The sequence below is a fragment of the Lysobacter antibioticus HS124 genome (assembly GCF_000336385.2).
Classification (GTDB): domain Bacteria; phylum Pseudomonadota; class Gammaproteobacteria; order Xanthomonadales; family Xanthomonadaceae; genus Lysobacter; species Lysobacter firmicutimachus.
In genome coordinates, this window is record NZ_HG424442.1 from 63,868 (window position 1) to 75,186 (window position 11,319).

The 11,319-nt window shown below is 71.4% G+C and carries 10 protein-coding genes and 1 pseudogene; 3 read left to right on the forward strand and 8 right to left on the reverse strand.

The features are described from left to right. The coding region (locus TX83_RS00655) for a ketosteroid isomerase-related protein (protein ID WP_261369969.1) at positions 1 to 404 on the forward strand (404 nt) is incomplete at its 5' end. A 27-nt stretch (positions 405 to 431) separates the two neighbouring features. On the opposite strand, the gene TX83_RS00660 is transcribed toward TX83_RS00655, so the two are convergent. From TX83_RS00660 to bioB, 6 genes are all read right to left on the reverse strand, one after another. Continuing rightward, positions 432 to 1,424, reverse strand: a complete 993-nt coding sequence (locus TX83_RS00660; RefSeq protein WP_064745983.1) for a multidrug resistance efflux transporter family protein — start codon at positions 1,422 to 1,424, stop codon at positions 432 to 434. Continuing rightward, complete coding sequence (gene bioC / locus TX83_RS00665) at positions 1,421 to 2,329, reverse strand: malonyl-ACP O-methyltransferase BioC (RefSeq protein ID WP_064745984.1); 909 nt, start codon at positions 2,327 to 2,329, stop codon at positions 1,421 to 1,423. The genes TX83_RS00660 and bioC overlap by 4 nt, the downstream gene beginning before the upstream one ends. Continuing rightward, positions 2,326 to 3,135, reverse strand: coding sequence for a pimeloyl-ACP methyl ester esterase BioH (gene bioH / locus TX83_RS00670; RefSeq protein ID WP_064745985.1), 810 nt, complete (start codon positions 3,133 to 3,135; stop codon positions 2,326 to 2,328). Before bioH ends, bioC begins: the two co-directional genes overlap by 4 nt. A gap of 82 nt (positions 3,136 to 3,217) precedes the next feature. Beyond that, positions 3,218 to 3,655, reverse strand: coding sequence for an ACT domain-containing protein (locus TX83_RS00675; RefSeq protein WP_064745986.1), 438 nt, complete (start codon positions 3,653 to 3,655; stop codon positions 3,218 to 3,220). After that, positions 3,652 to 4,884, reverse strand: a complete 1,233-nt coding sequence (gene bioF, locus TX83_RS00680; protein WP_064745987.1) for an 8-amino-7-oxononanoate synthase — start codon at positions 4,882 to 4,884, stop codon at positions 3,652 to 3,654. The genes TX83_RS00675 and bioF overlap by 4 nt, the downstream gene beginning before the upstream one ends. Positions 4,885 to 4,902: 18 nt before the next feature. Further along, positions 4,903 to 5,940 (reverse strand): biotin synthase BioB, encoded by a 1,038-nt coding sequence (bioB, locus tag TX83_RS00685; protein WP_064745988.1) that lies wholly within the window; start codon positions 5,938 to 5,940, stop codon positions 4,903 to 4,905. Positions 5,941 to 6,031: 91 nt separating this feature from the next. Here bioB and TX83_RS24105 point away from each other — a divergent pair. Further along, positions 6,032 to 6,217, forward strand: a pseudogene (locus tag TX83_RS24105) (double zinc ribbon domain-containing protein); the annotation flags it as partial. Between the two features lie 135 nt (positions 6,218 to 6,352). Beyond that, on the forward strand, positions 6,353 to 6,931 hold the full coding sequence (locus tag TX83_RS24110; protein ID WP_428992525.1) for a ComF family protein: 579 nt from the start codon (positions 6,353 to 6,355) through the stop codon (positions 6,929 to 6,931). Positions 6,932 to 7,320: 389 nt separating this feature from the next. On the opposite strand, the gene TX83_RS00695 is transcribed toward TX83_RS24110, so the two are convergent. Beyond that, positions 7,321 to 9,027 carry a M64 family metallopeptidase gene (locus TX83_RS00695; RefSeq protein ID WP_064745990.1) on the reverse strand — a complete coding sequence of 569 codons (1,707 nt, stop codon included), beginning with the start codon at positions 9,025 to 9,027 and terminating at the stop codon, positions 7,321 to 7,323. Between the two features lie 832 nt (positions 9,028 to 9,859). After that, entirely contained in the window at positions 9,860 to 11,146 is a 1,287-nt protein-coding gene (locus tag TX83_RS00700) for a hypothetical protein (protein WP_064745991.1), read from the reverse strand. Positions 11,147 to 11,319: the final 173 nt, after the last annotated feature.

An 11,319-nucleotide genomic window follows, 5' to 3' on the forward strand; every position in this document is an offset into this window, starting at 1 on the left:
ACGACCGCGCCACCGAGCTGGTGCTGTCCTATTACGCCGCGTTCAACCGCGGCGACTGGGACGGCATGCTCGCCACCCTCGCCGACGACGTCGCCCACGATCTCAACCAGGGGCCGCGCGAAACCGGCCGCGCGGCCTTCGCCGCGTTCCTGCAGCGCATGGCCCGGCATTACCGCGAACAGTTGCGCGACGTCGTGGTGATGACCGCGCCCGACGGCGCCCGCGCCGCGGCCGAGTACGTGGTCCATGGCGAGTACCTGGTCACCGACCCGGGCCTGCCGGAAGCGCGCGGGCAACGCTACGTGCTGCCCGGCGGCGCCTTCTTCGAGATCGCCGACGGCCGCATCCGCCGAGTCAGCAACTACTACAACCTCGGCGACTGGACCGCCCAGGTCGGCGCCTGAGCAGCGCCGCGCGGCCCGGCGCGGCGCTCAACCGCCGCGGTCGCTGCGCAATTGCTTCACCCGGCGTTCGTTGCCGGCCGCGGCGCGCGCGGCGACCACGCTGAACATCACGATGCCGACCCCGACCAGGCAGGCGCCGGCCAGGGTCCGGCCCTGCGGCCAGGCCTCGCCCAGCCACAGCGCGCCGATCACGGTCGCGAACAGGATTTCCGCCGCCTGCATCGCCTCGGCCGCGGCCAACGCGGTCGGCTCGTTGCGCACCATGCCGGTGGCCTGGAAGAACAGCACGGTCGCGATCACGCCCGCGCCCAGGGCCACGCCCGCCGCCAGCCACAGCTGTCCCGGCGGCGGCGCACCGGCCTGGACGCCCGCATACGCGGCCACCGCCCACCATAGCGGCTGGCTCGCCAGGGTCATGCCGAACACGCGCTGGGTGGCGTTGAGTTCGATGCCGCTGCGCTCCAGGTGCAGCAGCAGGCCGCGATTGCCCAACGGGTAAGCGAAGGCCGAAACCGCCACGCACAGCAGCGCGATCCAGCCGGCGCGATCCAGCCGGCCGCCGCCGTGGCCGAACTGCATGATCAGAACACCGGCGACGATCAGCAGGCCGACCAGCAGCGCCGGCAGCGGAATCCGCGCACGCGCGTCGCGGTACAGGAACGGCGCGCACAGCATCCCGGCGATCACGGTCAGTTGGAAGGTACCGGCGATCAGCCACGAGGGGCCGCTGGCGGCGGCGTAGCTGAGGCAGACGTAGAACAGCACGAAGCCGATGCCGCTCCACAGCAGCCACGGCCAGGGATGGGCGCGGATCGCCTTCCACACCGGCTTGACCCCGCCGAGCAGCGGCATCGCCAGCAACAGCATCGGCAGGGTGAACAGATAGCGCAGCGCCGCGGTCCACGCCCAATGCCCGCCGGCGGTGGCGGCGGCGCGGTTGAGCACGTAGGTGCAGGTGAAGAACAGCGCCGAGGCCAGCGCGATCAACACCGCCCACAGGGCGTGGCGGCGCGCACTCATCGCTGGCGCACGCGGATGCTGGACACCGGCACCTGCACCTCGTCGACGCCGCCGACCCGGATCGGCGCGCCCGGCGCCGGGCCCCAGGCATGGGCGTAGATGACTTCCCAGGTCGCCGGCAGGCGCCCGTCGCCGCCGCGCAGCGCTTCGTAGGCCTGCGCGGCGCGGGCGAAGCGGGCGCGGCCGGTCAAGCTGCGGCGACGGTCGCTCATCGCATTGGTCGCGCCGAGCGTGCGCAATTCGCGCATCAGATGGCCGAGGTCGGGATGGCCGAGCACGAACTCATCGCGGTCCAGCACCGGGTTCTTGAAACCGGCGGCGATCAGCGCATCGCCGAATTGGGCGATCGACGGGAACAGGCTGACGTGCGGCGCCGAGTCGGCTTCGGCGAAGGCGCCGCGCAGCTCGAACAAGGTGTCGGGGCCGAAGGTCGATACCAACAACAGGCCGCCGGGCTTGAGCACGCGGCGGAAGCCGGCGAACACCGCCGGCAGGTCCTCGACCCACTGCAGGCACAAATTCGAGAACAGCACGTCGACGCTGGCATCGCGCAGGGGCAGCGCACGCGCGTCGGCGCAGACCAGGTCGGGCCGGCGCGGGCCGCCGAGCAGGCGCGGCCGCCAACTGCCGCTGCCGGCGTGGCCGCGCGCCTCGCGCAGCATCGGCAGGGCCAGGTCGAGGCCGATCACCTGCGCGCGCGGCCAGCGCTGTTGCATCGCCGCGGTCAGATGGCCGGGGCCGCAACCGACGTCGACCACCACTTCGGGCACCCGGTCGTCGAGATAGTCCAGGGTTTCCGACAAGCGCGCACCGACTTCGCGCTGCAACGCGGCGGCGCCGTCGTAGCCGTGCGCGGCACGCGAGAACGAGCGCCGGACCTGGCGATGGTCGAACAGATCGGTCATGGCGAACACACGGCCTGTGCGGCGTTGGAGCGAACCGGCGCGACGAACTCGCGCAGCAACTGCGCGACCTGCGCGGTGGCGCCGAGGAAGGGCGCGTGGCCGGCGCCGGCGATGACTTCGCTGCGCGACTGCGGCGCCAGCGCCGCGGCGGCGGGCATGGCGCCGGCCGGCACCAGCCGGTCGCGACGACCGGAGATCCACAGGCTGGGCACGCGCAAGCCGGGCAGTTCGCCCCGCACGTCGAAGCCGTCGAGCAGCACCAGGCCTTCCTGCAAGGCGCGCTCGGCCGGCTCGCCGCGCTCGAACGCGCGCTGCTTGAGGCAGCGCAGGTCGTCCTGGGCGCTGCTGGAACCGAGCGCTTCGAGAGCGAGGAAGCCCTCCAGCGTGCCGCGGAAGTCGCTCTTCAAGGCGCGGCCGAAATTGCGGAACAACTCCGGCGAGACGCCGTGCGGCCAGTCCTCGCCGGTGACGAAACGCGGCGACGAGGCGACCAGGATCAGCCCGCGCACGCGCGCGGCATGGTCGAGCCCGGCGCGCAACGCGACCTGTCCGCCCAGCGACCAGCCCAGCCAGTAGGCGTCGGGAAAACGCCCGACCAATTCGCTCGCGAGCGCCCCGGGGTCGAGCGGCGTGGCATCGTCGCGGGCGTAGCCGTGGCCGGGCAGATCCACCAGATGCAGGGTGCAGTGGTCGGCCAGCGCCTCGGCCAGCGGCGCGAACAAGCCGCCGTGCATGGCCCAGCCGTGGATCAGGACGAGCGCCGGGCGGCCGCTGTCGGGCGCCGCGCCGGTGGTTTGGATGTACATGGAGAATCCGTAATGCGTCGTTTCGTTGCCGGGCGCCCGATCCGGTTCGGTCCGGACGCTGCGGCGGTCGTTGCGGGGCGAATCAGGCCGGTGCCGGCGCGGCGTCGCCGCGCAGCGCCAGCAGCGCGGCGATCGCGTCCTCGCGCCGTGCCGTCGGCACCAACAGGTGATCGTGGTGATAGCCGGCCAACACGTTGCAGGCGATGCCGTGCCGCGCCAGCGCCTGCGCCACCGCCGCGGTCAGGCCGACCGCCTGCAGCGCCGAATGCACCCGCAGGCTCAGCCAGGCGGCGACGAAGTCGTAGCCCAGGCCGTGCGCATCGGCATGTTCGCGGCGCAGCACGCAGGTCGGCCCTTCGGCCTCGACGATGCTGGCCTGGGCCAACTCGCGCGGCAGCGCCTCCCAGTGCGGCGCGCTGACGAACACGTACTCGCCCTCGCGCACGTCGATCTGCAAGCTGGCCAGCATCTTCGCCAGATCGGTTTCGGCGCGCGCGGCCGGCGGTACGGCAGCGCTCATCGGGCCGCGGTCGCCGGCGCGGCCGGCGCGTCGTCGCTGCGCTCGATCGCGACCCGTTCGGCGGCGCGCGCCAAGGCCTCGATCAGGCCGTCGACCTGCTCGCGCGTATGCAGCGCCGAGAAGGTCACGCGCAGGCGCGCGCGGCCGTCCGGCACGGTCGGCGGGCGGATCGCCGCGACCCAGTAGCCTTGCTGCTCCAGCGCCTGCGCCATCGCCAGCGCACGGCGGTCGCTGCCGCATACCACCGGCTGGATCGGCGTGGACGAAGGCAGCAGCTCCAGGCCGAGCTTGGCCGCGCGTTCGCGGAAGTGCGCGGTCAACTCGCTGAGCTTTTCGCGCCGCCAATGATCGTTGCGCGCCAGCTTGAGCGCCGCGCGCGTGGCCGCGGCCTGCGCCGGCGGCAACGCGGTGGTGTACAGATGGCTGCGCGCGGTTTCGGCCAGATGGCCGATCAGGTCGGCATCGCCGTGCAGCGCCGCGCCGTAGCTGCCCAGCGCTTTGCCGAAGGTCGCCAGCTGCAGCGGCACTTCCTGCGCCGACAAGCGCGCCGCGGCGACCGTGCCGCGGCCGTCGGGGCCGGTCACGCCGACGCCATGCGCATCGTCCACGTACAGCAGCGCCTTCTGCGCGCGCGCCACCAGCGCCAGATCGCGCAGCGGCGCGATGTCGCCGTCCATGCTGAACACGCCATCGGTGGCGAGCATCGCCAGGCCATCGGGCACGTTGCGCAGCTGCCGGATCGCGCCTTCGGGATCGGCGTGCGGATAGCGCCGCAGGCGGCAGCCGGACAGGCGCGCGGCATCGATCAGGCTGGCGTGGTTGAGCTTGTCCTGCACGCAGACGTCGTCTTCGCCGAGCAGGGCCTGGACCGCGGCCAGATTGGCCATGAACCCGCTGCCGAACAGCAACGCGCGCGGCGAGCCCAGCCAGTCGGCCAGTTCGCGCTCCAGGGCCTCGTGCTGGGCGTGATGGCCGCAGACCAGATGCGAGGCCAGGCCGCCCACGCCTTCGCGCGAGGCCGCGTCCTGGAACGCGTTGATCACCGCGAAGTGCTGCGACAGGCCGAGGTAGTCGTTGCCGCAGAAGTTGAGCAGCGAGCGCCCGTCGATTTCGCAGCGGGCCCCGTCGCGATGAGCGACCGCGCGGTGATGGCGCGTGCGCGCCTCGGCCACGCGCTGGTCGTGCGCCGCCTGAATCCGTTCGCGCCAAAGGGGTCGCTGGCTGCTCATTGCGATAGCTCCGCCGCCTCAGGCGGCGCAGGTGTGGACGGGCTCGATCGGGGGCTCGAGATGCTCCTCAATACTCGCATGGACGGTGCCCGCGGTCTCCACGATCTGCATCGGCCGCAGGCCCAGGCGGGCGAACAGGGCCAGGTCGCGCTCGGTGTCCGGGTTGCCGGTGGTCAGCAGCTTCTCGCCGTAGAAGATCGAGTTGGCGCCGGCCAGGAAACACAGCGCCTGCAGTTCGTCGCTCATGGCTTCTCGCCCGGCGGAGAGACGGACCATGGACCTGGGCATCATCAGCCGCGCGACCGCGATGGTGCGGACGAACTCGAACGGGTCCAGCTCGGCGGTGCCGGCCAGGGGCGTGCCCTCGACCTGGACCAGGCGGTTGATGGGCACCGAATCCGGGTGCGCCGGCAGGTTGGCCAGGGTCTGCAGCAGGCCGGCGCGCTGTTCGCGCGATTCGCCCATGCCGACGATGCCGCCGCAGCAGGTCTTCATGCCGGCGTCGCGGACGTGCTCCAGCGTGTCCAGGCGGTCCTGGAACTCGCGGGTGCGGATGATCTCGTTGTAGAACTCCGGCGCGGTGTCCAGGTTGTGGTTGTAGTAGTCCAGCCCGGCCGCCTTCAGCGCCTGGGCCTGGTCGCCGGAAAGCATGCCCAGGGTGGCGCAGGTCTCCAGCCCCAGCGACTTCACTTCGCGGATCATCGCCGCGACCTTGGGGATGTCGCGGTCCTTCGGCGAGCGCCAGGCCGCGCCCATGCAGAAGCGCGAAGCGCCGGCGGCCTTGGCCTGGCGGGCCTTTTCCAGCACCGCTTCGGTGCTCATCAGCTTGGTCGCGTCGACCCCGGTGTGGTAACGCTGGGCCTGCGGGCAGTAGGCGCAGTCCTCGGGGCAGCCGCCGGTCTTGACCGACAACAGCGTGCTGACCTGGACCTCGGCCGGGTCGAAGTTCTCGCGGTGCACGGCGCCGGCGCGATGCAGCAATTCCGGGAACGGCAGGTCGAACAGGGCGCGCACTTCGGCGCGGGACCAATCGTGGCGAAGCGGGGTCGTTGGCACTAGGGCTGGCTCCACAGCGGGGACTTCACTGACGGCGGGCAGAGGAACGCACCGACAGCAGGGGCGAGTCGGAGCCGGCAGTCTGGGAAGCATGACCCAGACTGTCAACCGCGCCCTGCCCGTTCCAGTTGACAGTCTCTGGCGGCGATTGGGCTGGGCGCTGTGGCCGGCACACTGCCTGGTCTGTCGCGAGGCTGCCGCGGCGGGCTGCGATCTGTGCCCGGCCTGCGCCGCAGACTGGCCGCACGCGGGGCCGGCCTGCCTGCGCTGCGCGCTGCCGCTGCGAGCAGCGATGCCATTGGGCGGCGATGACGGCACATTGGCGACGATTGCCGGCCCGTCGCGCGATTTGTGCGGAGATCGCGCCGGCGCCGCGCTCGGCGAGCGGCCCACGCACGGCGGCCTGCCGGTCGTGGGCGATGCTCCGGTCTGCGGCGACTGCCTGCGCCGCCCCCCGCCGCTGGACCGGGTCCGCGCCGCCTGCCTGTACCGGCCGCCATTGGATCGCCTGCTGCCGCGCTTCAAGTTCCACCGCGACCTCGCCGCCGGCCGCCTGTTGGCGACGATGATGGCGCAGGCCTTCGCCGGGGCCGGCACGGCGGCGCCCACCGAGGCCGGCGACCTCGGCGCGGTTCCGCCGCCGGTGCTGATCCCGGTGCCGCTGCACCCGGCCCGGCTGCGCCGGCGCGGCTACGACCAGGCCCTGGAGCTGGCCCGGCCGCTGGCGCGCCGGCTCGGCCTGGACGTGCGCGACGGCGCCCTGCGGCGCTGCCGCGACACCGCCGCGCAATCGCGGCTGGACGCGCGCCAACGCCGGCGCAACCTGCGCGACGCCTTCGCCTGGCACGGCGGCCCGGCGCCGGCGCATGCGGTATTGATCGACGACGTCATGACCACCGGCGCCACCCTGCATGCCGCCGCACGCACCCTGCGCCGCGCCGGCGCGCGACGCGTCGAAGCCTGGGTCTGCGCGCGCGTACCGCTGGGGTGACGCCACGCGGGAGCGGCGTGCCACGGGAATCTCCTTCGGTCGCCAGCGGCGATCACCGCAGCGGTGAATGCCGCGTCGCCGCCCGACCTCGGGCGGTACGGGGCGAGCCGATCGGAAGCGCGGTCTGCGCTCGGCGTCCGGGCCATTTGCCGCCCTGTCGTGGCCCGCCCTCCCCCCTCTCCCGCTCGCGGGAGAGGGGTTCGATGCAGGCGATGAGCGCCGGGGCTATCGGCGGTGTTTTTTGGCACGAGCCCGCTTATCCGAGCTTCGGCTGCTGCGCTTGGATACGTCGGTGGGGCGCGGCGTGCGGCCGAAGCAAAACCCAGTGGGACGCCGCTGCTACAGCGCCATGACGACGCGCGGGCGTCGCGACATCGCGCGGCCGCGCCTCAGCGCACCTGCGCCAGCGTGCGCGCCGCGTTGCCGACCCGGATCGTCCAACGCCGCTGGTGCCGCAGCAGATCGCCGGCCATCGACGGCTGCACGAACGCGGTGCGGTCGGTCACGCGCAATTCCAGGGTGCGGGTCGCCGGCGTCGTCGCGGTCTGGACGAAGTCGTAGCTGGGCGAGGTCGCGCCGGGGATCGCCACGCCATCGAGATACCACTGCACGCCGAGCGTGCCGGCGCCGGGCCGCAGCAAGCGGGTCGAGAACCGGCGCGTGCTGCCGCGCACGTAGTTCACGGTGGCCGACGGCACCGGCGACTCGCTGCCCGGCTCGATCAGGTCGATGCCGGCCGCCGGCGAGCCGAAGCCGCCGCGATACAGCTTGCGCACGTACTCCTGCCGGCACACTGGGCAGAACGAGGTGCCGAGCGCGCGCATCAGGCAGCTCGCATCGACCGGCCGGTACATGCCGGCACTGCGATAACGCGCGCCTTCGAACAGGCCGGTGCCGGCCGTGCCGTCCGGCGTCGGAATCGGCAAACCGGGGGTGAACCAGCTGCGCCACTTCACCAGGCTGGCATTGCTCTGGTTGGTGACATTGGCTTCGCAGGGCACACTGCCGCCGACGTCGCTGCAGGCCGGGAAGCCGGGATAGGGCGTTTCGTACTCGTCCGCCAGGCCGTGGAAGCTGTGGCCGAATTCGTGGATCGCGATCAACGCGGCGCTGGAGTGCGCCGACAGCACCGCATAGGAGCCGCCCGCGCCGCCATAGACGGGGTCGTTGACGGTGACGATGATCTTGTCCCAATCGGGAAAGCCCGCCGCCGCGGCCATCACTTTGGACGAACGCGCGGTCAGCAGGCGATGGATCTGGCTGGTGCAAAAGGTCGCGTCCAGCGCGGTGGCGACGAAGCGGCCGGCGCGCGGGTCGCTGCGCGCGGCGCTGTCGGCGCAGCAGTTCGTGCCGGTGCAGCCGGCCTGATACGGCGGGTGGTCGGCGCCGGACTGGCCGGAGGCGACGAAGCCGGCCTGCCAGTTCACGAAGCTCTGGTACTCCTTATACGGACTGACCTGGAACATCGCCGTCTTCAAAGCGGCGGCATGTTCAGCGAACAGACTTTGCTCGGCGGCGGTGTAACCGTCGCCGAGCACCAGGATATCGAGCCGATTGGCAGAGTTGAGCGCCTTGTCGCCCACCGCGCCGGATACGCCGGCGGACACGGTCGTCGCCGCCAACCGCAACCGCGACGCGTCCAGGGCCAGCGCGCGCAGATCGAATCGCTGCGCAGTCCGGCCGGCGCCTTCGCCGAACTCGATCGCATCGGCATCGGCCAACGGCACCCGCACCACGAAGGCGCGATGCGGATCGCGCAGCAGCGGATGCGACTCGATTGTTCCGTCGCCGTACCGCGGATCGCGGGCGAACTCGGCGCGCAGGAAGTTCGCCTGTCGTGCTTCATAAGCCATGGCGCTCTTGGCGCCGTTGCGCAGCGCGCGGTAGGCGATACGTTCGACCCCACGCTCGACCGCCAGCGCGCCGGCGCGGTCGTGCTGCCCGTCGGCCAGTTGCACCTGGGTGTAGAACACCGGCTCGGCGCGCCCCTGGGCGTCGCGTTCGAACACGATGTAATGGGCCGGCACCGCGGCCTGGGCGGACGATATCGCCAGCAGGCACAGGCCGGCGAAACGCAGCAACGGCGAGAACGTCATGACGGACACTCCGACGGGCAAGGTGGGCGAGGACGCGCGACGCGCGATTCACGCCGGCGCATCGTCCGGCCGCGATCGACGACAACGGCACGCTACGCCAGGTCGACCCACGCCTTGGTCGGATCGGTCACAGTCTGCCGCCCCCGGCCCCCGGGCGATCTGTGATGCACGGCGGCGAACGAGAACATCGCGGTTATGCCGCTTCTGCCCGGCATAGCCGGAGCACCGAGTCCGCCGTTGCCGTTGCCGTTGCCGTGAAGAGCTTGGCGCCGCCTCGAACTCGCGAGACCGCCCTGAGCCCCGGAGGGCGGCCCGCAGGGAGACGGGCCGTGCGCAGCCAGGCCCGGGAGGGCCTGTGCGGAGCAGCCCCGCGCATGCTCCGTCCTATAGTGGCTTTTGACTCGAACCCCCCCCCACGTTTTCTTTGGTTGCTTTTGACCGAAGGAAATCCAGTAGGGCGTTGTCGCGTTGGACAAAGAAAGTGACCCGGCCGCTTGCGGACGGAAGCTTTGCTTGAAGCGTTGAAGCTTTTGAGGCCTTCGAGCGACAAACGCCGCGAGACCGCACGAGCGCGGTCGCGGCTTACGCCGCTCCTACAGGGGGCCTTGGACAAAGACGCGGCGAGAGTGATGGATGGCGGTCGCGGCTTGCGCCGCTCCTACAGGGGGCCTTGGACAAAGACGCGGCGAGAGTGATGGAGGGCGGTCGAGGCTTGTGGCCGAAGGAAATCCTTGTGGGGATGCCGCTCCTACTCCACGACGGTTTCGGGCTTCGATCGATGGCGTCGGCGTTGGGTTTTCTGCGCGTACCGTGATCCCGGCTTGCGCCGCTCCTACCCTTCGCGCGGCAAGCGGGCGATGGCGCGATCGAAGGTCGCGGCCAACAGCACCACCCGCAGCACATCGGTCAGCAACGACGTACGGAACGACAGCGGCGTAGTCAGGAACACCGCCCAGGGCTGGCCGATCACCCGCTGCCAGTCCGGATCCTGCGGACCGATCCACAGCGTCATCAGCCGCCACGACCAGGAGTCGAGGTAGGCCAGCAACTGCCAGCACACGCACAGGGTCAGCAACGCCGGCAAACCCGCGCGCAGCACCAGGCGCAGGCTGTTGACCACCGGCACGCCCTTGCTGGTCCAGCCGGCGCTGGCCTTGTCGGCGAGCATGCGCAGGGTGAAGTGCATCGACTTGAAGCGCTGGGTGACCTTGCCCAATGCCTCGTCGGCGGCGTCCAGGCGTTGCGCGCGGCGCAGGTCGATGCCGTAGACGATCGCGGTGATCGCCAGCCAGATCAGCGGCAGCGCCACCGCGCCGGCGGCGGTGGAGAAGAACTCCCACAGCGGCGCCAGACCGCGCTTGGTCGGCGCCAGGGTCTTGTACAACGCGGTCGGGCTTTCCCACCACGTGGTCACGGCGACGTAGACCACCCGCTCGTGCCACCAGTCCTGGGCCAGCTTGGTCAACTGCGCGATCGCGGCGACGCCGACGAACACCCAGTAGGCCTCGCAGCTGGTCGCGATCACGTTCCACAGCGCGTGCCCGCTGGCGGTCGCGCGGCGCTTGCTGAACCAGCGCACCGCCCAGGCCACCGCCAGCGCGATCCACAGGCCCTTGAGCTTGAGCACCTGGTTGAGGTTTTCCTTTTCCCAGACGCTGAACACGTACTCGGTGCGGAATTGCCGGCGCAGGTCCTCCAGCAGGCCCCAACCGGCGTAGTAAGCGAAGAACGGCAACATCGCGATCGCCAGCGCGGTGATCCACTGCTTGCGTACCGCCTTGGTGTCCGGCGTGAGGGTGCCGCCGGCCAGCATCGGCAGCGACGGCCGCAGCGACTGGAACATCAGGATGGTGCCGGCCAGCTGGGTCACGATCAGCACCGACAGAGCCGCGAACGACAGCAGCACCGAGCGCTCGCCGAGCTTGACCGCCAGGTCCATCAGCAAGTCGTAGCAGACCCGCTGAGCGAAGAACCAGAACGCCAGCGCCGGCCAGTGCCGCCACAGCAGGCGCGCGGTGAGCGCCGGAATCTCGAGCCAGGCGTTGCCCGTCGCCGGAGCGGCGTCGGAAGCGACGGTGGTCGCCGAGGGCGTCGGCAGGGACAACGTGGACGTGGACATCGACGGCAACCGGGCAGAGTCGGAGGCGATGGTACCCGGCGAACGCGGCGGTTGGCAGTGACGGGTATCAGGCGCCCCTGGCCGGCCGAAGCATCGCGCCCTCACGCGGCCTCTGCGGTTGCCTCTGCGGTTGCGGTTGCGGTTGCCGTTGCCGTTGCCGTTGCCGTTGCCGT